The 26,020-nt window shown below is 57.4% G+C and carries 26 protein-coding genes; 11 read left to right on the forward strand and 15 right to left on the reverse strand.

All coding sequences use genetic code 11. The features are described from left to right. The first annotated feature begins 124 nt into the window (after positions 1-124). Complete coding sequence (locus dmul_RS03895) at positions 125-1,183, forward strand: 4Fe-4S dicluster-binding protein (RefSeq protein ID WP_020876318.1); 1,059 nt, start codon at positions 125-127, stop codon at positions 1,181-1,183. Here the strand turns inward: dmul_RS03895 and dmul_RS03900 are convergent. Beyond that, on the reverse strand, positions 1,180-3,204 hold the full coding sequence (locus dmul_RS03900; RefSeq protein WP_020876317.1) for an AsmA family protein: 2,025 nt from the start codon (positions 3,202-3,204) through the stop codon (positions 1,180-1,182). The two genes, dmul_RS03895 and dmul_RS03900, sit on opposite strands and share 4 nt — an antisense overlap. A gap of 519 nt (positions 3,205-3,723) precedes the next feature. Here dmul_RS03900 and groES point away from each other — a divergent pair. The 4 genes from groES to dmul_RS03920 all read left to right on the forward strand — a co-directional run bounded on the left by groES (position 3,724) and on the right by dmul_RS03920 (position 6,882). Beyond that, entirely contained in the window at positions 3,724-4,011 is a 288-nt protein-coding gene (gene groES, locus dmul_RS03905; RefSeq protein ID WP_020876316.1) for a co-chaperone GroES, read from the forward strand. A gap of 21 nt (positions 4,012-4,032) precedes the next feature. Continuing rightward, entirely contained in the window at positions 4,033-5,664 is a 1,632-nt protein-coding gene (groL, locus tag dmul_RS03910) for a chaperonin GroEL (protein ID WP_020876315.1), read from the forward strand. Positions 5,665-5,894: 230 nt separating this feature from the next. Then, positions 5,895-6,293, forward strand: coding sequence for a Rieske (2Fe-2S) protein (locus dmul_RS03915; RefSeq protein ID WP_020876314.1), 399 nt, complete (start codon positions 5,895-5,897; stop codon positions 6,291-6,293). A 55-nt stretch (positions 6,294-6,348) separates the two neighbouring features. Then, positions 6,349-6,882, forward strand: a complete 534-nt coding sequence (locus dmul_RS03920; RefSeq protein WP_020876313.1) for a hypothetical protein — start codon at positions 6,349-6,351, stop codon at positions 6,880-6,882. A gap of 81 nt (positions 6,883-6,963) precedes the next feature. Here the strand turns inward: dmul_RS03920 and dmul_RS03925 are convergent, their stop codons facing one another. Further along, positions 6,964-10,596, reverse strand: coding sequence for an AAA domain-containing protein (locus dmul_RS03925; protein WP_020876312.1), 3,633 nt, complete (start codon positions 10,594-10,596; stop codon positions 6,964-6,966). Positions 10,597-11,087: 491 nt separating this feature from the next. Here dmul_RS03925 and ald point away from each other — a divergent pair, with 491 nt between their 5' ends. Continuing rightward, entirely contained in the window at positions 11,088-12,200 is a 1,113-nt protein-coding gene (gene ald / locus dmul_RS03930) for an alanine dehydrogenase (protein WP_020876311.1), read from the forward strand. 95 nt (positions 12,201-12,295) lie between these two features. Here the strand turns inward: ald and lipA are convergent, their stop codons facing one another. From lipA to dmul_RS03945, 3 genes are all read right to left on the reverse strand, one after another. Beyond that, complete coding sequence (gene lipA, locus dmul_RS03935; RefSeq protein ID WP_020876310.1) at positions 12,296-13,177, reverse strand: lipoyl synthase; 882 nt, start codon at positions 13,175-13,177, stop codon at positions 12,296-12,298. A gap of 2 nt (positions 13,178-13,179) precedes the next feature. Beyond that, complete coding sequence (lipB, locus tag dmul_RS03940) at positions 13,180-13,896, reverse strand: lipoyl(octanoyl) transferase LipB (RefSeq protein ID WP_020876309.1); 717 nt, start codon at positions 13,894-13,896, stop codon at positions 13,180-13,182. A gap of 166 nt (positions 13,897-14,062) precedes the next feature. Then, entirely contained in the window at positions 14,063-14,506 is a 444-nt protein-coding gene (locus dmul_RS03945; RefSeq protein ID WP_020876308.1) for an Lrp/AsnC family transcriptional regulator, read from the reverse strand. 146 nt (positions 14,507-14,652) lie between these two features. Between dmul_RS03945 and dmul_RS03950 the strand changes: the two genes are divergently transcribed. Next, positions 14,653-14,916, forward strand: coding sequence for a hypothetical protein (locus dmul_RS03950; protein WP_020876307.1), 264 nt, complete (start codon positions 14,653-14,655; stop codon positions 14,914-14,916). 74 nt (positions 14,917-14,990) lie between these two features. On the opposite strand, the gene dmul_RS03955 is transcribed toward dmul_RS03950, so the two are convergent. After that, positions 14,991-15,263 (reverse strand): HU family DNA-binding protein, encoded by a 273-nt coding sequence (locus dmul_RS03955; protein WP_020876306.1) that lies wholly within the window; start codon positions 15,261-15,263, stop codon positions 14,991-14,993. Positions 15,264-15,723: 460 nt separating this feature from the next. Here dmul_RS03955 and dmul_RS03960 point away from each other — a divergent pair, with 460 nt between their 5' ends. Next, entirely contained in the window at positions 15,724-16,164 is a 441-nt protein-coding gene (locus tag dmul_RS03960; RefSeq protein ID WP_020876305.1) for a flavodoxin domain-containing protein, read from the forward strand. A 108-nt stretch (positions 16,165-16,272) separates the two neighbouring features. On the opposite strand, the gene dmul_RS03965 is transcribed toward dmul_RS03960, so the two are convergent. After that, positions 16,273-16,482, reverse strand: a complete 210-nt coding sequence (locus dmul_RS03965; protein ID WP_020876304.1) for a dodecin family protein — start codon at positions 16,480-16,482, stop codon at positions 16,273-16,275. 460 nt (positions 16,483-16,942) lie between these two features. Here dmul_RS03965 and dmul_RS03975 point away from each other — a divergent pair, with 460 nt between their 5' ends. The 3 genes from dmul_RS03975 (at position 16,943) to dmul_RS20900 (ending at position 19,263) form a co-directional block, all read left to right on the forward strand. Further along, positions 16,943-17,170, forward strand: coding sequence for a hypothetical protein (locus dmul_RS03975; protein ID WP_020876303.1), 228 nt, complete (start codon positions 16,943-16,945; stop codon positions 17,168-17,170). 145 nt (positions 17,171-17,315) lie between these two features. Then, complete coding sequence (locus tag dmul_RS21030; RefSeq protein WP_250637366.1) at positions 17,316-17,483, forward strand: aldehyde ferredoxin oxidoreductase N-terminal domain-containing protein; 168 nt, start codon at positions 17,316-17,318, stop codon at positions 17,481-17,483. 4 nt (positions 17,484-17,487) lie between these two features. Further along, positions 17,488-19,263: an aldehyde ferredoxin oxidoreductase family protein gene (locus dmul_RS20900; RefSeq protein ID WP_250637367.1), complete on the forward strand. Its 1,776-nt coding sequence runs from the start codon at positions 17,488-17,490 to the stop codon at positions 19,261-19,263. A gap of 5 nt (positions 19,264-19,268) precedes the next feature. On the opposite strand, the gene dmul_RS03985 is transcribed toward dmul_RS20900, so the two are convergent. From dmul_RS03985 to dmul_RS04020, 8 genes are all read right to left on the reverse strand, one after another. Next, positions 19,269-20,165, reverse strand: coding sequence for a M28 family peptidase (locus tag dmul_RS03985; RefSeq protein WP_020876301.1), 897 nt, complete (start codon positions 20,163-20,165; stop codon positions 19,269-19,271). Positions 20,166-20,210: 45 nt separating this feature from the next. After that, the gene (locus dmul_RS03990; RefSeq protein WP_020876300.1) at positions 20,211-21,317 is read right to left on the reverse strand and encodes a M20 family metallopeptidase; all 1,107 of its coding nucleotides are present in this window, start codon (positions 21,315-21,317) and stop codon (positions 20,211-20,213) included. Then, positions 21,314-21,913, reverse strand: coding sequence for a GNAT family N-acetyltransferase (locus dmul_RS03995; RefSeq protein ID WP_200809303.1), 600 nt, complete (start codon positions 21,911-21,913; stop codon positions 21,314-21,316). Before dmul_RS03995 ends, dmul_RS03990 begins: the two co-directional genes overlap by 4 nt. A 410-nt stretch (positions 21,914-22,323) precedes the next feature. Next, on the reverse strand, positions 22,324-23,058 hold the full coding sequence (locus dmul_RS04000; protein WP_020875445.1) for a ZIP family metal transporter: 735 nt from the start codon (positions 23,056-23,058) through the stop codon (positions 22,324-22,326). A gap of 114 nt (positions 23,059-23,172) precedes the next feature. Continuing rightward, positions 23,173-23,823, reverse strand: coding sequence for a class I SAM-dependent methyltransferase (locus tag dmul_RS04005; RefSeq protein ID WP_020875444.1), 651 nt, complete (start codon positions 23,821-23,823; stop codon positions 23,173-23,175). A 117-nt stretch (positions 23,824-23,940) separates the two neighbouring features. Continuing rightward, complete coding sequence (locus dmul_RS04010) at positions 23,941-24,894, reverse strand: radical SAM protein (RefSeq protein ID WP_020875443.1); 954 nt, start codon at positions 24,892-24,894, stop codon at positions 23,941-23,943. Positions 24,895-24,910: 16 nt separating this feature from the next. After that, the gene (locus dmul_RS04015) at positions 24,911-25,318 is read right to left on the reverse strand and encodes a cob(I)yrinic acid a,c-diamide adenosyltransferase (RefSeq protein WP_020875442.1); all 408 of its coding nucleotides are present in this window, start codon (positions 25,316-25,318) and stop codon (positions 24,911-24,913) included. Positions 25,319-25,343: 25 nt separating this feature from the next. After that, positions 25,344-26,012 carry a DUF1638 domain-containing protein gene (locus dmul_RS04020; RefSeq protein WP_020875441.1) on the reverse strand — a complete coding sequence of 223 codons (669 nt, stop codon included), beginning with the start codon at positions 26,010-26,012 and terminating at the stop codon, positions 25,344-25,346. Between the last annotated feature and the right edge of the window lie 8 nt (positions 26,013-26,020).

Genomic DNA, 26,020 nt, shown 5'->3' on the forward strand with positions numbered 1-26,020 from the left:
TATCCGGTCACCATCTTGAAAGTCGGCACAGGCCTGTGAAAGTCGAAAGTCGCGTTTTTTATGTGTACTCAAACGGCATTGCAGGTGAGCATTTGGAATGCCGTTGAACAGGAGATATGACACCATGAGCGACGCGTTCACCCGATTGGCCCGGCATTTGGACAGCCTTCCGGCAGGTTTTCCGGCGACGGAATCCGGGGTTGAAATTCGAATTCTGAAACGACTGTTTTCGGAGGAGGAGGCGGAGATTGCCGCCCAGCTGATCATGATGCCGGAGCCGGTGGAAGGTATTGCGCGGCGAACCGGCAGGGATGAGACCCGGCTGGCCGACATGCTCGAGCGCATGTCCAGGAAAGGGTTGATTTTCCGGTCAACCAGGAACGGACGGAAATACTACATGGCCGCCCAGTTCGTGGTCGGCATCTGGGAGTATCACCTCAACGATCTCGATGAGAACCTGATCCGGGATGTCAACGAATACCTTCCGGTCCTCATGGAAAAACAATGGGTGAAGCAGGAGACGAAGCAGCTCAGGGTGGTTCCCATTGCCGGGAGCATCTCGGCCGGAATCTCCGTGATGCCCTATGAGGCGGCCGAAGAGATCATCGCACGCCAGTCCAGGATTGTGGTTTCGCCCTGCATCTGTCGGCGGGAGCACGAAATGCTGGGTAAAGGGTGCGGCAAGCCTATGGAGGTCTGTCTCTCGTTCGGATCGGCGGCTGCTTTCTACGAGGAAAACGGTTTGGGGCGGGCCATTTCCATAGAGGAGGCTTTGGCGGTTCTCAAGACCGGCTTGGCGGCCGGGTTGGTGCTGCAGCCGGGGAATGCCCAGAAGCCGGCCAACATCTGCATGTGTTGCGGATGTTGCTGCCAGGTGCTGAAAAACCTGAAAACCCTGGATAGTCCCGCCAAAGCGGTTCACACCAATTATTTTGCCGTGGTGGCGTCCGATAAGTGCGTTGCCTGCGAATCCTGCGTATCGGCATGCCAGATGGATGCGATCACGGTGAACGATACGGCGACGGTCAACCGCAACCGATGCATCGGATGCGGACTCTGTGTGCCGGCGTGTCCCGAGGCGGCCGTCTCGCTCTTGCAGAAGGACGCCGCGGAGCGGTATGTTCCCCCGCGGAATGTTTTCGAGACCTATATGAACATGGCGCGCCAGCGGGGCAAGATCTAACGATTCCGGAAAATATTCAGAATCGATTCGCCCGCATCCTCGATCTTTTCTTTCAGGGGCTCAACAGCCTTCAGTACCGAAGAGGGGCTTACCGGTGAAGCCGTCATCCGAAGGCAGGGATTCTCCCTCATGTCCTCGCTCTCCAGAAGGGCTTCCATGGCCAGAATGGTTCCGGCCATGGCCGGACCGCTCAGCGCCTTGACCAGAAGCGTCGCGCCGGCGACGGGATCGATGCCGAGGGTCGGGCGGGCCAGGGTTCCGGTCAGCCTGAAGATACGGGTCAACTGCCCCATGGTGAACCGGATGACGTCGGTGCCCCGGGTGGGCTCCGTGCTGATCGAGAGGTCGAGCCGTTCCGTTTTGAGGTTGATGTCGCCGGTGCCGAAAACGGCCGTTTCAGGCGTCTTGATGACCAGCGGGGATACGTCGACGACACCGTTGGTGATGTCGAGCCGGCCGAAAAGGCACTGGATTTCCGCCCTGCCTCCCGAGGGGATGCCCAGCAGGGTGAAAATCTTATCGACGAGGGCGGCGGTGAAATCGAGGGAGATGAGCTGGAGATACTGTCGGCTGATAAAGCCCTTTTGAAGGGCGAAGACAATCTTGCCGTTCAAGCTTCCCATCACCTCGGCAATGGATGTTCCCCGCCCCCTCAGATTCACCTCCAGATTTCCCATGCCGGTGACGGCGTTTTGGATATCCAGGGCCTCAAACATCTTTCCAAGATTCAGTCGTTTGACCTGAAGTGTGCCTGACATGGTGGGTGTCCCGGCTGCTGTATTGATTTCCAGTGCCGCAGTGAGTGTGGATCCGCCTACCGTCGCAGAGAGCGGCTTCATTCCGAGACGTCCGTTCTCGAGTCGAATATTCCCGCCCAGGTTCGTGAAGGCGGCTTCTTTCGTGAGAAGGGCGGCCAGATGGAATTCGACGTCGGCATCCAGTTGCTTGAGCGTATAGAAAGGAAGCGGCACCGTCGAGAAAATCCGCTCTCCCGAGGATGGCTGTTTCGGGGCCGACGGCGATGTCCCGATCCCGGCAATGAAAGTGATGGGACGAAGATCGAGTTTGTTGGAGGAGATCGTCGCTGTCAGCCGGGGGCGCTTGTCCGAAAGCGTCAGTGTACCGGACAGATGCAGGTCGCTTTCTCCAAATACGGCATTCAGATCGGAGAAGCGGTAGGTCCGGATGTCCGCGATGTTCACATCGGCGTCAACGGCGATCGCACCCATGCCGGGAACGACGCCGGGCTCGCCCGAAACCGTTATGGCGAGGTCCCCTTCCGTCAATCCCATGACATCCCTGACCGTGCCCTGAACGCCAATGTTCCACCCCTGCGTCTTGGCGGTCAAATCCACCGGCCAGTCGAGGTCTGCATCGAGAAGACGCCTGAGCCCTCCCACGAAGCCGATGATTTCGAGGGGGTGATCATTGTAGGCCCCTGTCAGCATGATCTTCATCCGGTCGCCTTCATGGGTGCGCGACGCCGTCAAAACGGTCACCGCCATGGTATGAGATGTCGACGTCCGGCCGTCGCGATAGGCGATCCGGCCGTTTTGGATATCGATTTTATGGAGGCTGGGGAAGGGTAAGGATCCTGAGACGGATTTATCGCCGGCGACCTTATCCGCTTGGACCGGACCGAGGTTGAGAACCCCGTCGCCATCGGTTTCCAGAAGGATATCCGGGTCGACCAGCAGAAGCCGGGAGACCTCGATCTTACGCCTGAGCAGGGGGATCAGAGAGACCTCGATCTCGAGCCTTTCGATGACGGCCAGGTCGGGCCGCGATCCCCATTCCGCGTTTTCAAGACGCACCTGTCTTGCAACAAGCCAGGGGTGAAATCCGATTTTCAGGTCAATGTCGCCGGTCAGCGCCAATCGCCGGCCCGTGGCATTATACACTATTTCCTCGATCTCGGGTTTGAAGTGGTTGACGTCGAAGCGGTTGACGGCAATCCACAGGCAGATGCCGAGAAGCACCAGGATGACCGCCGCGGTCGCCGTAATTTTTCGCCAGTTCATTTTTCTCCAGCCTTCGCAAAAAGTTTCTACCCCAACCCGACTTTCGAAAGCCGATGCCGCCCAGGGGCGGCTCAAGATCCCCACCAGGCGCACCCCAAGCGATGTCCCTGATGCAACGGCGCGGGCCGTATCCTCCCGGCACCGGCCTGTCAAAGTCGAAAGTTGAGTGACTTGTTATTTCAACATAAGCATTTAAGGTGAAATTCCCAATGGATGCGTTCAGGAAGGATCCATCGTGTCGCAGCGTACGCTTGTTGACAAATTTATCTATTTGATATCCATAAACAAAATATTTGTAAAAAATTTTGTCGAATGCTCTTGACAAGGCCTTTCCCTCGCTTAATGTTTATGGCCAAAATAAAAGGCTTTCGGTCCGGGTTTAAATTGTTTCCCGGAGGTTGCCCAACGGGTTGCCCGCTGCCGAGAAAATGCGGCGGTGACAGGCTGCATGATGATTTCGGGAATTTGAGATATTTTAGAATGCTTTCATTATGATATCTACGGAGGTAAACAGGCGAGATGAAGGTCAGACCGTTGAACGACAGGGTTTTGGTAAAAAGGGTTGAGGCCGAGCAGAAAACCGTCGGTGGGATCATCATCCCGGACACGGCCAAGGAGAAACCTCAGGAGGGAGAGATTGTGGCGGTGGGACCGGGCCGGCTGAACGATGACGGCACCCGAACGGCGCTTGATGTCAAGGTTGGGGATCGAGTGCTGTTCTCGAAGTATGCCGGAACCGAAATCAGGACGGGGGGAGAAGAGCAGATCTTCATGCGCGAGAGTGACATTCTGGCCGTGTTCGAATAACGACACAGGAGGAGAATTCAGATGCCTGCAAAAATGATCGCATATGGTATGAATGCCCGTGAAAAGATGCTTGCGGGGGTCGACAGCCTTGCCGATGTCGTGAAGGTAACCCTCGGACCGAAGGGCAAGAATGTCGTTATCGAAAGGAGTTTCGGCAGTCCTGTCGTCACCAAGGACGGCGTGAGCGTGGCCAGGGAGATCGAATTGGAGGGCAAGTTCGAAAACATGGGCGCCCAGATGGTCAAAGAGGTCTCCAAAAAGACGTCGGATACCGCGGGCGACGGCACCACGACGGCGACGGTACTTGCTCAGGCCATCTATGCCGAGGGCCATAAACTGGTAACTGCCGGCATCAATCCGATGGCCCTCAAGCGGGGACTTGACCGCGGGGTTGCCGCCGTTGTGGAGGAACTCAAGGCCCTCTCTAAGGATGTCAAGGGCAAAAACGAAATCTCCCAGGTAGCCGCTATCTCCGCCAACAACGATGAAGAGATCGGTCAGTTGATCTCGGATGCCATGGAAAAGGTGGGCAGGGAAGGCGTCATCACGGTAGAGGAGGCCAAAAGTATGGCCACCACCCTCAACATGGTCGAAGGCATGCAGTTCGACAGGGGCTACATTTCCCCCTACTTCGTGACCGATGCCGAAAAGCTGGAGGTTCATCTTGAAGAGCCTTATGTCTTGATCCACGAAAAAAAGATCTCCCATCTCCAGGATCTGGTCAATCTTCTGGAGGCGGTGGCCCGATCGGGCAAGCCCCTGCTTCTCATTGCGGAGGATGTCGAGGGGGAGGCCTTGGCGGCGTTGATCGTGAACAAGCTGCGGGGCACGCTTCAGGTGGCCGCCGTCAAGGCGCCGGGGTTTGGCGATCGCAGGAAAGCCATGCTTCAGGATATTGCCGTCCTCACCGGCGGCCAGGTCATATCCGAGGAGTTGGGCATAAAGCTGGAGAATGTGACCCTTAACGATTTAGGCCGGTGCAAATCAGTCCGGATCGACAAGGATAACACCACCATCGTCGACGGCGCAGGGGCCAAGGCGGACCTGGACGGCCGCATTCGTCAGATCAAGGCCCAGATCGAAGAGACGACGTCCGATTACGACCGGGAAAAACTTCAGGAGCGGCTGGCCAAACTCGCCGGCGGCGTTGCGGTGATCAACATCGGCGCGGCGACCGAGACCGAGATGAAGGAGAAAAAGCCGCGGGTGGAGAATGCGTTGAACGCCACGCGGGCGGCAGTGGAGGAGGGGATCGTCCCCGGCGGCGGGGTTGCGCTGATTCGTTGCCTTGGCGCCCTCGATAAGCTGAAGGTTCCCGGAGATGAGAAGCACGGCTTGACCTTGTTGAAGCGGGCCCTCAAAGCTCCCCTTCGCCAGATCGTCTGCAATGCCGGCCATGAGGGTTCGGTCGTCGTGAACCACGTGCTGGAGGGTAAGGACGATTATGGATTCGACGCGGCTGTCGGTGAGTTCGGAAACCTGATGGCCGCCGGTATCATCGATCCGACGAAAGTGGTGCGGTTCGCTCTCCAGAATGCCGCGTCCGTTGCCGGTTTGATGCTCACTACGGAAGCCATGATCACGGAAAAACCGAAAAAGAAAAAGGGGACCGGCGCGGCATCTCCGGCAGATATGGAAGACGATCTGTATTGACGGCGTCCGGCCGGGACGACTCGGCCACAGCCCCATAAGGTTATTTCAGATACGAAGGGGTGGAGCAGGGTTCTCGGGTGATGGAACCGCTTCACCCCTTATGTTTTCAGCGTGCCGCGATCGCGGCTGCGGCCCCGTCGCTCGCGGTATTGCGGGTTTGCGGTATGGGGCGCTGGCAGGCGGGGGTGGTTGACAGTAGAACCCCGATATGAGAGAGACGTGAGGAATATATGAAACTGTTGAAGCGTATTTTGGGCATTTGCGAAACCCCGCAGCCTTTCGATGCGGGCGGATGGTCCTATGGAGAGGGAACTCTCACGGTCCGACTGGCGCGGATGCCGGAATTGCGCCGTCGGGGAGGCGCGGTGCGCCTGGAGGGCGGGGGGCTTCCCCGAAGAATCCTGGTGATTCACGGCACCGACGGCGCGTTCCACGCCTTTTCCAATCGATGCACCCACATGGGGCGGCGGCTGGATCCTCTGCCTGGGGAAGACCGCCTCGAATGCTGCAGTGTTTCCAAATCCACATTCACTTATGCCGGCGAACCCGTTTCGGGCGCCGCTAAAACACCCATCGAGACGTTTTCCGTTACGACGGAAGGCGATGCATTACGAATCGCAATCGGTTAAGGACCGGGTCGGCATCTCGGATGCCGACTTATCGACGTAAACAAAGGAGATGAACATGGAATTGAAACAGAAAGGCAGTGAGGCCAATGTCGGCGGATTCAAACAACTCATGGTCGCCATGCGGTGGACCACCGCCGCCGATTTCGATCTGGCTGCAGCTTATGAAACCAAGGAGGGCAAACAGGGGCTGGTCTATTTCGGCGAAAAAGGTGACCTGAACGCGTTCCCCTTCATGCAGTTGAGCGGAGACGAGGGCGTCGGCGACAAGGGCGGCAAAAACGAAGAGGTCATGCGAATCACCAAGCTGGATGACATGAAGTATGTCTGGCTCATGTGCTGGGACTACGGCCGGGTGAAAGACGGATCCGCCGCCCGGTTCAAGGACAGCGACGTCACCCTCTCGCTCCTGGACGATACGGGCACGTCCCATGACGTAACCCTCGACACCGGCGACATGGGAAATGTGGCCGTTATCGCGACCATCGACAACACCAGCCCCATTGGCGCCAGGCTGATCAACACCAGCAAGGCGGGAACGCTCAAGGGTTTGAAAAAGCTTCAGGATCTCATAGATATTATCAACGAATAATCCGAAAGGCGGAGAGCATCCGGTTCCGGAGACGCTCTCCCGCCCGAATTCTGGCGTCGACCGGCATCGACGGTCGACGCTTCAGTCCGGCGGCCCGGAAATCCTGAAGTCTTTCTTCAGCCGGGCCAGCATTCGTGCGGGGATCTTTGCCGCTGTCTCGGACGTCGTCAGATGGGTGGGGGCGATGGCCTGACGGTGTCTCCGGTTGGCCGTACAGCGCCAGCAAGGCTTTCCTCCCCAAGTCCCGAACTCCACCGCGCCGTTGCACCGGGTGCAGCGCAGGGCATCCTGTGAGGGCCGTGGCGTGTGATCGATGGGACGGACATAGCAGCGTTTTTGGATGCATCGCCAGTAAAAGGGGCGATGCATGCCCACGGCGGCGACTATCTCTCCGCCGCAAATGGGGCATCGGGGGCGCGTGCCGTCGTCGAAAGCCTCTACAAGTTTTTCCAACCCCAGCTTCAGGATGGTGAAGGCGATGACGGCCCGGGCTTCGCACCGCCCCATCCCCCCGGGACAGCAGCAATTGGGGACCGGCGAGGCATCGGCACCCAACGGGTCTTGGGATCCAAACCACAGAACCCGGTCGTCAATCAAAACCAGTTTTTCGTGCATCCGCATCTGGTGAATCACGGTGACTCCCCAGGTTTCCAGGAGTCCCTCCATCGATCGATATTTCTTGACCTCGCTTTTTCGTCGTTTTTCAACCGGCCGGGTAATGACGTATACCCTGACGCCGTCAGCGACGGCCGTGAGCAGGGCGGATTCCAATATGGAGATGGTGTTCGGATCCAGGTCGGGAGAATAGAAGACCGCCCGTTTCTCTGCGACGGCGATATCTTCCATGAGGCCTTCGATGAAGCCTTTCCGGAAGGTTTCGGGGCGGGTTGTTTCTCGCCCGAGGTCATTGTTTCCAGCAGCCGGAACCGGTTCCAGGATGTGATTGGGAGATTTCAGGATGGCCGCTCGCTTTTTAAGCGCGGGAATGATGCGGTTTCCGGTCACGCAGGCATGGGCCCGGCGCTCGAGGCAGCCGAAATCGCCAATGACGACGAGGCGGCATCGGGCGCGGGTGAGGCAGGTATACATGCGCCGCAGTATGACGGCATCGGCGCTGGGCCTGAATACCGGAGCGCCGGAATAGGGATCGTCCTCCACCAGATCCAGGACCACTGCCGACGCACGAACCGCGGCAAGGCTTTCAGGGGTTCCGACGTGAATTTCGTTTTCCAGATGTTCGTGGCGGATCATCAGGTCCACGAGGGCGGCATGGGAATCGTAAAGCGTGAGGATCAGAACCCGGGGGTTCCCATCCTCCCCGGGCAAGCCCCCATCCTCGTCAAGGAGAGCTTTGGCGGCGGAGACGGAACAGGCGGCCGACAGGAAATTTATCCTGTCCGCGGGATCGCGGCCGGCCACCCGGGTGATCCAGGCGTTGCAAGGTCCGGTGTCGATCATGCGGATGGGGGCGAGGATATCCCCCTGGATGCCTTCGACATCGGATCGACCGGTATTGGCGAGGATGTCTCCGGGTTCAAGCAAGAACTCGGGATCGGGTGGCGACGGCGTCCATTGCGAGCACATCTCCGCGGTCAGTCCACTGATGAGGGGATGTGTACGGTACTGACGGCGGAGTGTGACCCGGTAAGATCGGTCTTTCTCCTTCCAGATGGCGCTTGCGCTCTCGAAGACGTTTCGCCCCATCCATTTACGAGCCGATTCGCCGTCGGACAAGACAGGCGGCGACATCTGATTCGGATCTCCCATAACGACGACGCGGGCCGACGCCAGGCCTGCCGTGATCCACACCGCCGGCAACGGCGTCATGGCAGCTTCGTCAATGATCACCGTATCAAATTGCCGGGCCTGGACGGCGTCATGCCGTGAGGCGGTGGAAAGGGTCGTTACGACGACGGCCGCACCGGCTATGATCCGCTCTTCCAGGTTATTGACGTCCGGATCGTCTTCCGGTGCATCCATTTCACCGGAAAGTTTCTTCAGCGCCTTCCGGTAGGACGCGGTGGCGTCCTCCAGCCGCATCAGTTCACGACGAAGGGTGTCGATATTCAGCCCACTGGTTTTGGATTGGGCACCGGCATAGGCTGTCTTGATCGCTTTGAGAACCGTCTCGGGAGGCCCCCCCGAGAGGTGGGTCAAACCCCACCCGTTCAGAATTTTCAGTCTCGCGCTCAGGAGCCCCGCCATATCGATGCGGCTGTCGTGATAGGCCTTGTTGAGTCTTTTTGTTTCTCGGCTCAACGGTTCATAGCCTGCCTTGAGGATAAGTTTCTTTTTATGGATGCCCTGTCGACCGGCGGGATGTGTTCGTTTAAACTGCGCCGCCAGCGACTCGAGGTGTGTCTGTTGGTCTTCGAGGGTCTTCCGTATTGTCTCTTTGGCCCCTATCGTCTCACGCAATCCGGCTGTTTCGGCTTCAAGGTCGTCGACAACCGTTTTTTGCTGTTCCGGGGGGGGCAACTGGCGCAGCTGACGCGCCAACCATCCGGCGGAAGATGTCTTGGCATAGATACTTCGGGCTTCGACAAGACGGGCGACCGCAGCCTCGAGCAGGACGATCAGATCCGAAACCTCGCCCTTCAGAGATGTGATCCGTTCGGTGAGTCGGACCCGTTTCGTTTCAATCGCCTCGATCCTTCCGGCCTCCTCTTCGGCGTCGCACCAGAAAGCTATCCGCCCGGAGATCACTTTTAAAGCGCGGCGCCGTTTTTCAAGCACTCGCTTTTTTTTCTGAAGATCCAAAAACTTGAGGTCCATCTCCTCGAGCTCTTTTTTCCCCTGTGGAAGCCAGGTCAGGATATCGATCATCCGGGATATCTCAATAGATCGCGTCTCTGCCGTCCGAAGCTTTTCTTTGATTCGTGCCGTCTGTTTCAAAGGGGCTTCCGCTTGCATGGCGGCCAGCCGCTCCGGGAGAAGGTGATCGTGTTCCGCGAAGTCCGACCTTACCGGATCCCCGACCCGAATCACGCGCCCGTCGCTCCCTTCAACCGCCGAAAACCGGCGGGAGATTTCCAGAACGATTCGGTCCGCTGACCGGCCGCTGCCGGAGGCGACAAGGACCGAGCGATTTTTTTCGGTGAGGCGGCGGGCGATTTCAGCGATTGTCCGGGTTTTTCCCGTGCCCGGCGGGGCGAGGATGAAGGCTGCATCGTGGCCCAGGGCCGCGGCCACAGCCCGGGCTTGATGCGGGTCGAGATCCTTTGTCGGCACGATCTCCGCAGGGGATTCCGATGCAGGGAATTCCGAGACGGCAAGCATCCCGCAGGCGCGCTGCCCCATCGGATTCGGTCGATCCCTGAATCCTTCGAGTCTTTCGATCCATCGCCCGAGCATCCGGGTCGGATTGTAGTGTACACGGGCCTTTTTGATGCGTTTGCCCACATGGTCGGGAAGGCTTGCGGTCAATGTCAGGCCTCTTGCAGAAAGCAGCGTGACGTTCAAAGGCGGTCGGCCGGGGATGTCTATGATCGCCGGTGCATCCCATAAAAGGCTCAAGGGCCTCTCCATGGCAAAGCTGTAGTGGCAGCGATTCCCGATGCGGATGATGAATCGGCCGTTTTTCAGTTGAAAGGCGTCCGCGAATCCATTGCTGCGAATGGCGGCCGTCTCTTCAAGGAGAGCCGTCTTGAACTCGGACAGAATGTCATCCGGCGGCAGATCGCTTCTGGTGTTCGGCTCCGGTGTCGGTTCCAAAATCAGGTGCCTCGTCTATTCTCTCATCGAAATCTTATGCGTTTCGGGCGGCTTCGAGAGCCCGGAACGGAACGCCGGACCCATGATCATTGTATCTACCTGAAAGGACTGCCTTTAAAATATATCGAAAAGATTATAAACGCAATCCATAAATGATGCGCCATCATATGAATCTATAGGATGGTTTTCAAGGGAATTTTACGGTGACGGCAAAAACCGCATTCGGGACGCTGATGATGGACCACGCGATACCGCCTGAACGACAAAATCTCCGGAAACCTTTTGGGCGGCTTGCAGACAATACCATGGATTCGAGTGTCCTATGATGATATTGTCTTTTTGTGATTTAATCCAGGGATCGACGGGTTTCACGATGCTCGTTTTTCAGCTTTTGGCAGACTTGATGAAAGGCCGCCGTTCAAGAACCGTTAACGCATTTTCGATCGATTCACCATTCGTTTTACTGTGCGCAATTTCAAAAGGAGATTTAAATGATCGTAGGCATCCTGAAAGAGATCAAAGCCGAAGAGAACCGGGTGGCCATGACGCCGGCCGGGGTTGAGGTCATGAATCACCACGGTCATACCCTGCTCGTCGAAAAGAACGCCGGTATGGGAAGCGGCTTTGACAATGCCGCCTATGACGACGCCGGAGCCGAAATCGTTGCGACTCCCGGGGATATTTTTGAGCGTGCCGACATGGTCATGCACGTCAAGGAGCCGCTGCCCGTCGAATACGATCTCATCCGGGAAAATCAGATTCTTTTTACCTATCTTCACCTGGCGGCCGCCGAAGCACTGACCCGCGCTCTCATCAAAAGCAAAGCCGTCTGCATAGCCTATGAAACCATCCAGAAGACCGACGGTTCCCTGCCGCTGCTTACCCCTATGAGTGAGGTGGCGGGGCGGATGGCTATTCAGCAGGGCGCCAAGTACCTCGAGATTGCCCAGGGGGGGCATGGGATGCTTCTGGGAGGTGTCCCCGGCGTCGATCCGGGAATCGTGCTCATTATCGGGGGCGGTACTGTCGGCATCAATGCGGCCAAAATGGCCTGCGGTCTCGGCGCCAAGGTCTATCTCCTCGACAACAATCTCGAGCGTCTCCGCTATCTGAGCGACGTGATGCCGGCCAACTGTTTCCTCCTCTACTCCAGTCCCGCCGCAATCCGGGATCTCGTTACGCGAGCGGACGTTGTGGTGGGGGCGGTACTGATTCCCGGGGCAAAGACGCCGAAACTGATTACACGAGAGATGCTGAAGACCATGAAACCCGGTTCCGTGATCGTGGACGTTGCCGTCGATCAGGGGGGATGCTGCGAAACTTCCCGGGCTACGACCCATTCCAACCCGACATACAAGGTTGACGGCATCGTCCACTACTGCGTGGCCAACATGCCCGGCGCGGTTCCCAAGACCTCGACCCTGGCGCTCACCAACGCCACCTTGCCCTACGCCGTCGAGATTGCGGGCAAGGGATGGCAGGCCGCCATGCGGAGCAATCCTGAAATCAGGCGGGGCGCCAACGTCGTGAATGGAAAGGTTACCTGCAACGGCGTAGCCGAGGCATTTACCATGGACCTGACACCTATTGATAGTTTTCTTTAAATTCCTCAACTTTCGACTTTCATGATGGTGACCGGCCCATGAAAGTCGAAAGTTGCATAAATTCAATGTGCTTTCTGTTTCAAGAGGCGCACCGTTCAGGCACCCGACGCCTGGTAAAGGTCCTTGGCATGGTAGGAACTTCGAACAAAGGGGCCGCTTGCCGCATCGATGAAGCCCATGGCCAGGGCGGCCTCTCGCCAGGCATCGAATTCTTCGGGCCGGACAAACCGCTCGACCGCGAGGTGGCGGCGCGACGGTTGGAGGTATTGGCCGATGGTCAGGAATTTGCAGTCGACGCGCCTGAGGTCGGCGAGCGTCTCCCGAACCTCCGCGTCGGACTCTCCCAGCCCGAGCATGATGCCTGATTTGGTGAGAATGCTCGGCGCCATTGATGACGCCCGCTCCAGGAGCCTGAGGGATCGCTCGTAAACGGCCTGGGGTCGGACCCGCTCGTAGAGGCGCGGCACGGTTTCGATGTTGTGATTCAGGACATGAGGTTCGGCGTCCAAAACGGTTTTCAAGGCATCCCGATCTCCCTGGAAATCCGGGATAAGGATTTCTATCCGGGTGTCGGGCAGCCGGCGGCGGATTTGGGCGATCGTTTCGGCGAAGATGCCCGCGCCGCCGTCCGGAAGGTCATCCCGGGTCACGGACGTCACCACCACATATTGGAGTCCCATCCTCATAGCGGCTTCGGCCACCCGCCGGGGCTCTTCCGGATCAGGTGCGGTCTGGGGACCGTAGGCCACGTTGCAGAACCGGCAATCGCGGGTGCATCGGGAGCCCATGATCAGAAAGGTGGCCGTTCGTTGCGAAAAGCATTCGAACCGGTTGGGACATTTGGCTTCCTCGCAGACCGTATGCAGGCGGCCCTGGGAGATGATCGTGCGGACCTGTTCGTACTCGGGGGCGCTGGGAAGCCGTCGAGAAAGCCACCGGGGTTTTCGTTTGATTTGGGAAGCGTGTTCGCATGCCATGGTTAAAACCTTTCTTTGGGTGTTGTTCGGGGGCGTATCCGGTTTCTGAGGCTTGTCATGTCCGCATCCGTGCACATGATGTTGAGAACCGATAGAAGGTGGTGCTTCAATGCGTGTCGAACCCGATCCATGGGAATCTCCCGTTTCAGTTCCTTTTCGAGGGACGTCATGCGGATTCCGTGGAGTCCGCAGGGGTTGATCCAGTCAAAGGGCGCAAGGTCGGTGCCGATGTTCATGGCCAGACCGTGGAAGCAGATCCCGTGGGTGACGCTGACGCCGATGCTGCCCAGTTTCCGACCGTCGACCCAGACCCCCCGATTTTTGGGATGACCGACAGCCTCCACTCCCCAATCCGCGGCGGTGCGAATCATGGCGAGTTCGAGGCGCCCGACGTAATCCCGGATACCCAGGCGGGCGGCGTTGAGGTTCAGTATGGGGTAGACCACCAACTGGCCCGGGCCGTGATAGGTGATGTTCCCGCCTCTCTCGATCTGGACCATGTCGACCTTCATCCGGTGCAGAAAATCTTCGGAAACGACCAGGTTTTCCCGACCGCCGTTGCGGCCCAGGGTGAAAACCGGCGGGTGTTCCAGGGAGAGGATCACATCCGCGTCCAGACGGTTTTCCTTCCGGGCCGCCGTGATTTCCCGCTGAAGCCCCAGAGCCTCACGATAATCCGTGAGCGGCAGATCTATACAAAGGCAGGCGCTCGGTTTCATTGCATCCTTTCCATGAACGGCCGTGAAGGCGTCCGTGTGTCGTCCAGGGCCCTGAGGTACGGGTGCCGCTCCTGAAACCACGGCGGTCGGTTCCGGCCAGGTACTCTTGTTTACGGTTTTTCGAGGTCACGATTCATCGACGCCGAGACGGGCCTCAGGGAGCGGATCAGAGAATGTAAGGTACCTTGAGGTTGAAGTTTTTATAGATGACGAAGGTTTCCATGGACTGAACCCCTTCTATCCTGGAGACCTCTTCCGTATAGAATTCCTCCAGGCTGTAATCGTCGTTGAACAACACCGTGACCATCAGATCGTAGCGACCCGTCACCACCGCCACCGAAACGATCCCCCGCAACTTGCTGAACATCTCCGCTTTTTTGAACATGTCCGCAGTGCCCAGTTTGACGCCGATAATCACCGTATGATGTCTGGGAATCGATTCAGGGTTCACCACGCCCGATATTTCAAGGATACCGCCTTCCATCAATTTCTTTACGCGGGATCTGACCGTGTTTTCCGTGAGGCCTAGATTGTCGGCAATGTTTTTGAAGGATCTTCGACCGTCACGAAGATGCTTGATGATTGCCATGTTGATCTCGTCAATTTTCATGATGTTTCGGATTTTCGTTTATGCGTGTCCATATGATTTGACATGATTTTTCTTAAGGTTGATTTATGTTAAAGTCAATATTTTTCTCTGATTTTCATTAAAACATTAAAATCGAGACCAATATTGAAGGGAAAAACTAAAAACGCATGAATAATTCCGGGTGCCTGGCGACGGTCGACAAGATCCGCCATCCCGACGGGGTTGAATGGAATATTTCCAGATTCAAGCGGGTGACGGGCCGGGACATCGACCGGATCACACGGTACGGGGGAGAGGCGTCATTGGGGTGCTACCCGAAACAGGGTCTGATGGGGCATGGGCTGTCGGAGAAAATGGTGGAAGGCGTTGGCGGACGGCAGTCTTTATCCGACCAAACGAAACGGTCGAAACAGAAAGCCCGATCGATGTGACTGCGGCGGCCGGCACGCACGGCGAAACCGGCCCCATATGGACGGATCGGGCGAGGGAACTCCGCCGAGATATATCAGATGGACTCTTTCAGCTTCTTTCCGGGAGAGAATTTGACGACATTGCAGGCCTTGATCTTGATCTCCTCGCCGGTCTGAGGGTTTCGCCCCTTTCTGGCTTTGCGGCGGACCTTCGAAAAAGAACCAAAGCCCACGAGGGTGACTTTGCCGTCTTTTTTCTTGAGAGCCTGGGTGATACCTTCGGTGATGGAATCGATGGCTTTCGCCGCGATGGTTTTGGAGATGCCGACATCCTCTGCTACTTTGTCGATTAAATCTGCTTTTTTCATCCGTTTTCCTCTCCTTTGTCTGTTGGGGTTTTGCTCCCTGATCATGGGTTCCGGAGCAGGCCGCGGCATCATCTTGTGATGCATACGCTCAACAACCCGCCGAGGATCCTTCACGTGATGATCAATGCAGAAATATATCTGCGTTGTCAACATAAAACGGCTGTTTTTCAGTGGGTTCGCGGAGGGATGAAGGTCGATCCGCCTGTTCCGGTATCCGGTTGTGGGTATCGACAAGACGGGGATGGGATTTAAAACCCATTGACGCAGGGTTAGATCTTACTGTAAATTCAAATGATATTTTACGGAGCCGACTGGGTTCCGAGACCGGTGGTTTTGGCAGAGGAATGCGATGGGGACGTATTCGTTAAACTTGTACGGCTCCGGCACGGCCTGGGATTGACGCCTGCGGATGCCAACCCGGGACGCACTGAACGGTAGGTCGAACGCGGGAGGAGATGGTATGTCCAAGGTACTGATTGTTTATGCCACAAGAATGGGAGAAACGGAAAGGATCGCTCAACTGATTGGGGAAGGGGTCCGAATATCCGGAGTGGAGGCCGTCGTTATGGATGCCGGGAAGATCAAGAATGAAGGGGATCTTCAAGGATACGACGCGCTTGTTTTCGGCTCTTCCACCTATCACGGCGAGATGCTCAATAAGATGAAGACCCTCCTTTTTCTGGCGGAGAAGGCTGGTTTGGAGGGTAAGGTGGGGGGCGCTTTCGGTGCTTTCGGTTGGAGCGGCGAAGCGCCCGGGCGAATCTACAACACCATGGCCAACGTTTTTAAAATGGCGATGGTGGGTGATCCTCTCATGCTGAAAAACGCTTCCCTGGGCGGCGGCATCCAGATGGCCCAGGAATACGGCAAATCCATCGCCGGGAAACTTAAGGAGCGATAATTCGCAATCATACCCCCTTTATTTTTCCTCATCCTCGCTCAATAGGACGATCGAAACGCCGCGAATCGCGGCGTTTCTTGGATGGCCGACGTCGCGGCCGAGGGATCACTATCCGACGTATTTGAAGGAAAGATTTACCCGGGCGCGGTAGGCCGTTACTTTACCGTCTTCCACCTTCATGTCGAGTTTGGTGATTTCCGCGACCCTGAGATCCTTGAGGGTTTTCGATGCAGTCTGCACCGCGTTTTTCGCGGCTTCCTCCCAGGAGTTGGGACTCGTTCCGACCAGTTCGATGACTTTGTAGACACTTTCGCTCATCATTGCCTCCTTTTCCGGTTGATCAGGGGTTGAGTAAAACGTCCTACAGTTCCGGCGGATACGTTATGAGATGTGCCGATCAGGTGTCGATTTCGGTCGTAGTTCGAATTGCGCGATTTGCGAACGGTGTATGTCGGATGCGATTGTCGGGCCCGGAACAGATGAACAGGCACAGATCATGATAGGTTACCTTTACCCCATCTTCGACGCATCCGTCAAGAGGGCTTTGGCCGGGAAATAAGTTTTTTCCCGAATGAACGAAGCGATACGGCCAACGGCGCTCGCCCGGATTGCCGAACTCCTTCGGGTCATAGGATAATCCCCCGATTCGCCCCTCAATCAAACCACCATTGAAAAATCGCTGTTCGTGAACCATTATATGTGTATGTAAGGGGAGGCGGTTCCCACGATCGGGGTACTGCCGCAATCACAGTCCAACATCTCTGAAAGGAGAATCCATATGAACAGAACGGAATGCTTTTACGACAAAATATCCAGCAGAATGGTCGGCACCGTTGTATTCACTGTAAGTCTGCTGCTGGCCGTTATCGGCGCTCTCATTTTGCCGGTCTTCGGTTTCTTTTTCGCCCTGCCCCTCATCATTCTCGCAGGAATCTTCATGCTGGCGCCCGACAGCAAGGCCTGTCGGCTGTTGTCGGCAAAGGAGGAAGAGCGCGGTACGGCATGACCACCGTCTCAGCAAGCCTGATTGGGAAACGGCGCGCCCCTCGTCCGGGGGCGCCGCTTGATGCGGATACAGGGGATCGATGGCCGCCGATCCGGGTGTCAGGGCGTGATGTCCGGATAACATGTTTTCGGGAAAGGAGGCAGGCATGTACGGATGGTGCGGCATCGTGTTACGGGTGGATTTGACCCGCGGCGTTATTGATAAGGTTCCGTTGGATCTGGACGCGGCCCGAAAATTCCTGGGGGGCCGAGGGTTGAATTCCAAAACGCTGTTCGATGAAATCGCGCCGGGCATCGATCCCCCTGGGGCCTGATAATGTGCTTTGTTTTGGCGCAGGGCCGCTTTCCGGTACGGGGGTGCCGCTGTCGAGTCGCATCGAGGTGAGCGCGCTCTCGCCTTATTCGGGTATCCTCGGGGACGGGAACGCCGGCGGGGCCTTCGCCCACCGCCTGAAACGGGCGGGCTACGATCAGGTTGTCATCACCGGCCGGGCCGAGCGCCCCAAATATCTCTGGATCGACAACGCGCATGTTGAACTGCGGGATGCCGCAGGGCTCTGGGGCAAAACCACCTGGGAGACCGCGGATGCCCTGGTTGCTGCTCACGGCAAGGAGATTTCCACGGCCTGCATCGGACCTGCCGGGGAAAACCTGGTCCGGTTCGCCGGCACTATCGTGGACAAGTACAACTCGGCGGCGCGGGGCAGCGGGGCAGTACTCGGATCCAAGCATCTGAAGGCCGTGGCGGTCCGGGGTACGACGCCTGTTCCCGCCGCGGACCCGAAGACGTTTCGGCGCCTTGTCGACCTGGACCGCCGTTTTTTCGCTACGGATCCGATTCAGCGGGACAAGGTCGCGGTTTACGGCTCCCATGTCGGCATGGTGGAATGGCGTCCCGGCTATCGGTATTTTCAGAAATATCTCGAGGCAGAGGAGGTGCCGGTTTCGCTTCGGCCGGAATCCTGGAAACGCTTTGAAATCGGCCGAAAGGGCTGCCACGGTTGCTCCGTGGCCTGCAAGAACGTCTTCCGGATCCCCGAAGGTCCGCGGGCCGGCGAAACCGGAGCGGCCCTCGAGTTCGAGGCCATCTACTGCATGGGGGTCAACGCCGGCATCGAAGACCCGGTGGCGATCATGGAATACGGCAATCTGGCGGACCTCTACGGCATGGACGTGATCGCACTGGGCAATGCCGTCGCCTTTGCCAAGAAACTCTTCGAACTCGGCATCATCACCGAAGCGGATGCGGGGGTCTCCCTGGCGTGGACGGACGCGGCGGCGCAGGCCGAGCTGATTCATCGAACGGCCCTGAGGGAGGGATTCGGCAACCGCCTGGCCGAGGGCATGCTCAACCTGGCCAGGCTTCTGGGCCCCGAGGCCGTGAAGTATTGCTATCATGTCAAGGGACTCTCCCGGGGAACCTTTCCGACGGGGCTCTTCGCTTTGGCCCATGCCACCTCCACCCGCGGGGCCGACCATCTTCGTGGTCGGAGCTGGGCATTCGGAGAGAACGATCCGGTGCTTTACCCGGAACTCGTGCGGCGCGGGTTTCTCCCGGCGGATCCGGAAAAGGCGCCGGTCGCAAGCCTTGTCGTCTCGGAGAGCGCTACCACCCTGGCTGATGCCTTGGGTCGTTGCAAGGGTGCTGTCAACACGTGGGGCTGCGCTGTCCCCCTGGTGGGGGCTTTCCCACTCTTCGACGGGTTGGGGCGTCTCCTTACGGCGCTGACCGGCGAGGATTTCGACGAAGCATCTCTGGGCGGTGGAATCGCTCCGAGGATCTGGGCGGTAGAGCGCTGTTTCAACATCCGGCAGGGCTGCATCCGCCGGCACGATGCCTTGCCGCAGCCCCCGGATATCGCCGAAAGCCTCGAGGGCAGGGAACAGGTCAAGGCCCACGAGGCACTCCTGACCGAATATTATCGTACCCGGGAATATGATCCCGACACCGGCGTTCCCACGCTGGATCTCATGGAACGGCTTGACATCAGGGATGTTTTCGAACGGACGGTGATGGGGTTGCCCTATCCCGAGTGGGATGGGCCGACACTTTGGCCTTTAGAGAGATATCCCCGAGGCGGTGTTCGAGTCTGATGCGATCAGGGCTCCGGGGAGAGGAAAAATCCGACGAGGCTCTCGACCAACTGGGCCATGAAATCGAAATCGAGTGTTTCCAGGGTGTCCGAGGGCATATGGTAGTGGGGATTGCGGTAAAAGGCCGAGTCCGTCACCATGACCGCCCGAAATCCCTCACGCCAGAAAGAGGCGTGGTCGCTCAGGCGAACGGTGGGCATGAGCAGGCCGTCGAAGGGGACTGTGAGGCCGATGACGGGGAGTTGACGGTTTTTGCGGAAGCTGTCGAGCAACTTGCGGGCGAACGGCCGGGATCTGAAATTGCCGACGATGCCGATGAACTCCCCTGTATCCGGATAATCCATGAACATCAGGGGGAAGGGGTAGTGCTGGCACCCGGGGGTGCGGCAGGTATAGCCCACCATTTCGAGGCAGATCATGCCGTCGATGGCCGTGCCCGCCCCCCGGGCCCGGGCCGCGTAAACGCGGCTGCCCATGTACCGGGTCCCGTAGGCCGGCGGCTCCTCGAGGGCGAAGGCGACGAAGGTGACGGCCGCAGTAAGCCGTTTGCGGTGCTCCGGGGCGGCCAGAATTCGGGCCGTCTCCAACTGGACCGCCAGCGCGCCGGCGTTGTCGTCCGCTCCCACGGTGCCTGTCACCGAGTCGTAGTGGGCGCCCACCACATAATGGGTGCGGGGCGCCCGGTCCGGTGCAAGCGATGCAACGACGTTGTGTACCGTCATGCCCCGGAAACCGTAAGGCTCCAGTCGGGACTCCAACGGGATCTCCCGATGGAAGGCGTGGAGATATGCGGCGGTTCGGTTCAGATTCTCCGGACGGCGAACGCTTCTTTCGCCGATGTCGCGGGTCAGGACCGTCAGGTGATTCCGGAGTCTTTCCCGGGTGGTGTTGAAATCGATCAATGCCGTTTCCTCCCATGAAATTCGCCGCCGGACGCCCGGGTTTCATCAGGCGCCTCGGCGCTTCATGACGTGCCGTAAAAGGTCCAGGTAGATCTCCGCGGCCCGACAGACTTCGGCGAAGGATACTGATTCGTCCTCGGTGTGGGCCTGGGAGAGATCCCCCGGCCCCAGAACGATGGATTTGACCCCCGAAGCCCAGAGGTGATTGGCGTCGGAGTGGCTCCTGAAGGCGTCGGGGGTCCACGCCAGCTTCCGGGCTTGGTAGATGGATCGCAGGGCGTCCACCACCGCCCCCTTTTCCGGGATCTCGTATCCGGCGTCGATGGTGCGACACTTGAACTCCGTTCGCACGTCCATGGGGCTGTCACCGTCCCGTTGGAGGGTCTCCTCGATCTCGGAGAGAATCGTTCCCATGGCGAGGTGGGGGGGTACGTGGACGTCCAACCATGCCTCGCAGCGTTCGGACACGGCGAACCCGGCGGGGTTGCTGAAGAGATCCCGGATGTTGAAGACCAATTCCTGCCGGTTCGTCTCGAAATAGCGGATCAACCGGAGCATCTTCCTGAGCAGGACGGTGACGGGGCTGTGGCGGGGGTTGGCCACCGAGGCATGGATCCGGCGCCCCAGGGTGGCGACTTCGATCTCCACATACCCGAAACAGCGAAGGCAGGGGACGAGTCCGGTGGGTTCCCCGATAACGGCCCAGGGAAAATAATGCTCCTTCATCAACTGCCATGCACCGTCGCCGGTCTCCTCCTCCCCCACCACCAGGCAGAGGATCGCCCCCGGGGGAAGGTCACCGGTGTCGCACCAGGCAGTGAAAGCCTCGATCATGGCGGCGCAGCCGCCTTTCATGTCCGCGGCCCCCAGTCCCCGGATCCAGTCCCCCGCCTCCTCGTATGCGTACCGATCGAGGTCGAAGGCCGACACCGTGTCCAGGTGACCGATCAGGGCCAGGCGAGGCGCGTCGTCGAGATTGCCCACGATGAGATTGGCGCGGTTTTCGTCCACCGTCTGCATTTTCACCGGCAATCCCCGGCGTGCCAGGTACGTTTTCAGAAAGTCAATGATCTCCTCTTCTTTCCCTGACGGGCTGTAGATGTCGATCATCTGTTTCAGAAGCCGTTTCAGGCGTTGGCGCTGAATGGTCATGAAGATCCGATCTCTTTCCCGATCTCTGCCGATGCGACGGATCTGGTGCCGTTTTTTTTCTCGTGCTTGGCTCCGTTCATGTTGCCGCCGCGTTTTTTCAATCGTTGGATTTCGGCCTGGAGGTTCAGGGTGAGGTAGATGTGCTGCCGGGGGTGGCCGAACCCCTGCTTTCGAAAGAAGCGGAGGGCCGCCAGGTTTTCGGCGGCCGTGTCGACGAGGAGCATGCGGATCCCCTGTTCGATCATGAGCTCCTTGAATTTCTGAAACAGCTTTTCCGCCACCCCGTGATGCTGAACGTCGGGGTGGACCCCAAGCCAGATCAGGTAGCCGTATTTCCAGGCCGAACGGGATTTGATGATGGTGGTTCCCAGGAGAAACCCCGCGATCCGATCCTCGTGCTCCGCCACCAGGCAGAACTCCGTGTCGCTGTGAAACAGCCCCACCACCTCGTATGCATCCCAGGTTCGGTACATGTTGGGGGCCTCGTCGGCTTTGAAGAGCATCTCCCCCAGATGATAGACCGGCGCCAGATCGTCAATCTCCATTTCGCGGATGCGAAACACGATTCGCTTCTCTTTTCCTTCCGAAAGTCCCACAACCCCTCTCTTGCTGATGATCCCATGAAATGTCCGGGTCGCACACCTTGTAACCATCGCACCCATATTATCTATTATGGTGTTTCGAAAGGCTAAAATCAATATCGATTTGACGCGGCATCAAGTTAAGAAAATGTTCGGAAGTATGGTGGACGCCATGACCAAGGCACGCTTAGCACGATGAGCGGTTGGAGGAATATCGACTGATGGGAAAATCAACTTTCGACTTTCATAGGCCGGTGCCGGGAGGATACGGCCCGCGCCCGACGCGGATTCGTTAAAGTGCCGCTGAAGCTTGCTCCGGGCGGCCCGGAAACTCGCTTGCGCTCAAACAGTCCGGGCCGCTGATCCGCCGCGGCGCTTAAGCGGCACTAAAACTCACCGCCATAATCATATCCCTTGTTGCGCTTTCAGGCCTTGGACACAACGATGATCACGGCGATCAGGACGCCGCCTGCCAGGGCAACCAGGCTGAATCGCTTGCGCTCCTCTTCGGCCCGGGGCAGCAGGTGCGTGGCGCCGACATAAATCAGCGCGCCTGCTGAAAGGGAAAGCAAGGCGCCCAATATGGGTTGCTCTATCTTGCTGATGAAAGGATAGGAGATCAGCATGCCCAGGGGGGTGGTTGCCGCGGCAGACAGGAAGGCCACCCACATGGCCTTTCGTTCCTTGAATCCACCGCGTACGAGCAACAGGTAGGTGATGATTCCCTCTGGAAATTCATGCAGAACCATACCCATGGTCGCCAGGTACCCCGTAAAAATGCTGACCGTAAAAGCAATGGAGTATATGAATCCGTCGATCAGGGAGTGAAAGCCGATGCCGAACGATGGTATAATACCGATAACATAATCTTTTTTCTCCGGATCCCTCTCACAGACAAAGGCTGTTAAAAAACGATTGAATAGATGCAGGGCAAAAAATCCGACCAGTAACCAGACCGGTGCCTGGGAGGTCATGGCAAAAGATTTCGGTATGATATGCAGAAAGGAGGCGGAAATCAGCACCCCAGCCGCAAAGCACATGAAATAGGTTGTGTTGCGTTGTCCCCAGTTGGTGAATCGTCGGATCGTGTAGATGCCAAGAGATGTAACGACCGCCGCCAGGATGCTGGTGGTCAGCGCTGTCCAGAAGGTATTGGTCATTTTACATACCTTTCTTCAAGCCGGGACACCCTGTCGGCTGTGTGGAAATGGTCTGAAAGGAGGGCGACTTTCAACGAAAGAAAAGCATCCAACGACAAATATCCGCCCTATATCCTACAAGCCGCTATGATCATTCAACTGTCTTGGCTTGACGGCCTTGGCGACAACAAATGCACCCTTGCCAAAACCGTCTTGAATCATTTCATCTGGTTTTCCAGGAATCAGCGTTTGTTTGAAAGTCAGATCCTCAAAACCGGCATCCATGAGCAACTTGCGAACTTCCTGTGCAGAAAAGAAGGTGGCCTCTTTGTAGAAAATGCTCGTATTGCGCTTGTCCATGTACTGCCGGCCCAATTCGCTTTCTTTATCCACAAAGCCGATAATGATGCATCCGCAAGGCTTCAATACCCGAAACGCTTCCCTGAAGGATTTGTTGATATCGTCAACAAAACAGATCGTTGTTACCATCAATACAAAGTCAAATTCCTCATCGGAAAACGGCAAGTCCTCCGCTACATTTCGAAAAACCCGGATTCCCTGTTTTTCAGCCTTCGCTGCCATCCGTTCCGAGGGTTCCACGCCAATCTTTATTCCCAGAGGTACGGCGAATTTGCCTGAGCCAACGCCTACTTCCAATCCTCTTGCGGAAGGAGAAGGCATCAGTTTGCGGATCGCCGCCAATTCCTGATGGTAGATATCACGGTTTTTTTCGAACCATGCATCATAGTTGTCGCTGTGTTTTTCGAATGGGTCTATTTTGGGCATATGGAATATCAATTTGTTCAGTTCGTTACAGAATCAAAAAATCTTCGACAGCACCATTTGGGTTCGGCCCGGACAAACGATGTCCTCCCCTCGGCACATCAAGCGAAAAACTGGATATCATGCATCTCCGCCGGCCATCCTCAGTCTTCTCACGTAAAAGGTGTGATCGCCATATTCCGTCTCAACGAGTTCCCCTTTTTCCAACAGTTTCCGGACCACCGGCCATTCTGCTCCGGCCCGTGCCAGATAGTCGTTCACGGCATCCTTTCGCATCGGATGCACGGCCGTGATACTCAGGAGGTCCTGTTCCACGTCGCCCGTAAAGGCAAAGGCATTGCCCTCGTATCCGATCAGGTATTCGACGCGCCGCACTTTTTTGCTCAAGAGTTGATAGGCCTGGTTGAGGGCCTGCGCCTCGGGGGCGCGCACCCCCTTTTTCGCCGGGGGACGGGTGGGAATGGAAAGATAAGCCGCGGCCGGTTGAAGACGTGCCAAAAAATCGGCAACCGGGCCAAGTTGCTCCTCGCCGTCGTTGACCCCCGCCACAAGCATCGTCTCGGTCACAAGCTTTCCCTCATAGGCCTTGGCGAACCGCAGGGCACCTTCCATGATCGCGGCCAGTTCCAGGCTTCCATGAGGGCGGTTGATACGTCGCCAGGTGTCATCACCGACGGCATCGACCTTGAGGGAGACCCAGTCTGCGTCCAGCAGTTGGTCTCTCACATCCTGCCGCCAGATGAGGGAAGCATTGGTGATTACGGCGATGGGCAGATTCAGGGTTTTCAGGCGCTCTATGTGAATCCCCAGGCTGATATCCAGCGTGGGTTCGCCGTCAGGCACAAAGGTCAGGTAATCGACGGCTTCTCCGGCCTCCCTCGTCTTTTTGACTCTATCCCCCACGGAATGACAGATCGCCTCTGGTTCGTAGAAAGCCTGGCGTTTCGCCTGCATTTTGAGGGTGGGGCCCAACTGACAGTAGACACAGGAATAGCTGCAGATCTTGGGCGGAATGTTGTTGATTCCCAGGCTTCTGCCCAGCCGCCTGGACGGGACCGGTCCAAATGCGATCATCGGTGTACCTCCTCGGTCAATTTTCGATGCCTTTTCTTGCCGGGATGCCTTTTTGGTAGTAATGCCTGATCTCCTTCATTTCGGTGACCAGATCGGCCTTTTCCATCAGTTCGGGCGGGCAGTACCGCCCCGTTAAAATCAATTCAATATCATGCGGTTTGCCTTCCAGGAATTGTAAAAGAACATCGGTTTTCAGCAGCCCATAATAAATCGCCACACAGATTTCATCAAGAATCACGATGTTGTATTTACCGTCTGCCATCGCCGCCTCAGCCCGCTCCATCCCCATCTGGGCCGCAGCGATATCATCTGCGTCGGGCATCCGATGATCCATGACAAAATCGTCATTGCCATACTGCTCCAAGGTAACCCATGGACTCAGATACCCGATACTCTTTACTTCGCCATACGGGAAATCTTTCATATTTTATCTTTCATCTCCTGTCGGGTCAGGCAGGTAACTCCCCGCTGTGAAGCTTGCGGGCCTGATCTGCGAGAAGCGAGGTGAAGCGATCCAGGGTCACCGGATAAGCGACCATCGGGATGCCCATCCAGTCGCAGTAATCGAGAAATTCTTCCGGGTTTTCTTCCATGTACCGGTCCATGTAGCCTATGGCATCCAGCACCACCGCGCCACCGGTATGGCGTGGAAAATTCTCATTGGCCAGCCCCTTGTCCCAGCCCTTGAAAACCAGCTTTCGAAACTTCACCCAGCCCGGCGTCATCCACCAGACCGGTTCTCCGCCGGCCACTTCCCGGGCGATGGCATCGCGCTCGGTTTCGTCGGCGAGCATGTCCATGCAATGGGTAGCCTCGATGCGCGCCACGCCGGGGCCCTGTTCGTCGATGATGGTGCGCATCTGGCGGGTCGGTTCGTCGGCGTTGACGTAGCAGAACTTGCCGCCGTAAACTACGAGCACCTTGTCGGTCTTTTCTCTGGCCTTATGGATCTGACGAACCAGTTGGCGCTCCAGTTCATGAATGTCCTGATGCAGTCCAGGCGTGGTATAAAGGATCTGGGACGCATCGATGATACCCTCTTGCTGCAAATGGTTGAGTTCCAGGCTCAAAGTTCCGCAGGAGACGATCGAAATATCTGAAAATGATGGTTCCGTCATGATGACCC

The organism is Desulfococcus multivorans (genome assembly GCF_001854245.1).
Lineage (GTDB): Bacteria > Desulfobacterota > Desulfobacteria > Desulfobacterales > Desulfococcaceae > Desulfococcus > Desulfococcus multivorans.

Coding starts and splice junctions, on each gene's coding strand:
- dmul_RS21030 (WP_250637366.1), top strand. CDS start 17,316: ATGTACGGATGGTGCGGCATCGTGTTACGGGTGGATTTGACCCGCGGC.
- dmul_RS03975 (WP_020876303.1), top strand. CDS start 16,943: ATGAACAGAACGGAATGCTTTTACGACAAAATATCCAGCAGAATGGTC.
- ald (WP_020876311.1), top strand. CDS start 11,088: ATGATCGTAGGCATCCTGAAAGAGATCAAAGCCGAAGAGAACCGGGTG.
- dmul_RS04020 (WP_020875441.1), bottom strand. CDS start 26,012: ATGACGGAACCATCATTTTCAGATATTTCGATCGTCTCCTGCGGAACT.
- dmul_RS03955 (WP_020876306.1), bottom strand. CDS start 15,263: ATGAAAAAAGCAGATTTAATCGACAAAGTAGCAGAGGATGTCGGCATC.
- dmul_RS03965 (WP_020876304.1), bottom strand. CDS start 16,482: ATGAGCGAAAGTGTCTACAAAGTCATCGAACTGGTCGGAACGAGTCCC.
- dmul_RS04005 (WP_020875444.1), bottom strand. CDS start 23,823: ATGCCCAAAATAGACCCATTCGAAAAACACAGCGACAACTATGATGCA.
- dmul_RS03950 (WP_020876307.1), top strand. CDS start 14,653: ATGAATAATTCCGGGTGCCTGGCGACGGTCGACAAGATCCGCCATCCC.
- dmul_RS04010 (WP_020875443.1), bottom strand. CDS start 24,894: ATGATCGCATTTGGACCGGTCCCGTCCAGGCGGCTGGGCAGAAGCCTG.
- dmul_RS03960 (WP_020876305.1), top strand. CDS start 15,724: ATGTCCAAGGTACTGATTGTTTATGCCACAAGAATGGGAGAAACGGAA.
- dmul_RS03915 (WP_020876314.1), top strand. CDS start 5,895: ATGAAACTGTTGAAGCGTATTTTGGGCATTTGCGAAACCCCGCAGCCT.
- dmul_RS03900 (WP_020876317.1), bottom strand. CDS start 3,204: ATGAACTGGCGAAAAATTACGGCGACCGCGGCGGTCATCCTGGTGCTT.
- groES (WP_020876316.1), top strand. CDS start 3,724: ATGAAGGTCAGACCGTTGAACGACAGGGTTTTGGTAAAAAGGGTTGAG.
- lipB (WP_020876309.1), bottom strand. CDS start 13,896: ATGAAACCGAGCGCCTGCCTTTGTATAGATCTGCCGCTCACGGATTAT.
- groL (WP_020876315.1), top strand. CDS start 4,033: ATGCCTGCAAAAATGATCGCATATGGTATGAATGCCCGTGAAAAGATG.
- dmul_RS03895 (WP_020876318.1), top strand. CDS start 125: ATGAGCGACGCGTTCACCCGATTGGCCCGGCATTTGGACAGCCTTCCG.
- lipA (WP_020876310.1), bottom strand. CDS start 13,177: ATGGCATGCGAACACGCTTCCCAAATCAAACGAAAACCCCGGTGGCTT.
- dmul_RS03920 (WP_020876313.1), top strand. CDS start 6,349: ATGGAATTGAAACAGAAAGGCAGTGAGGCCAATGTCGGCGGATTCAAA.
- dmul_RS04000 (WP_020875445.1), bottom strand. CDS start 23,058: ATGACCAATACCTTCTGGACAGCGCTGACCACCAGCATCCTGGCGGCG.
- dmul_RS03945 (WP_020876308.1), bottom strand. CDS start 14,506: ATGAAAATTGACGAGATCAACATGGCAATCATCAAGCATCTTCGTGAC.
- dmul_RS04015 (WP_020875442.1), bottom strand. CDS start 25,318: ATGAAAGATTTCCCGTATGGCGAAGTAAAGAGTATCGGGTATCTGAGT.
- dmul_RS03990 (WP_020876300.1), bottom strand. CDS start 21,317: ATGACCATTCAGCGCCAACGCCTGAAACGGCTTCTGAAACAGATGATC.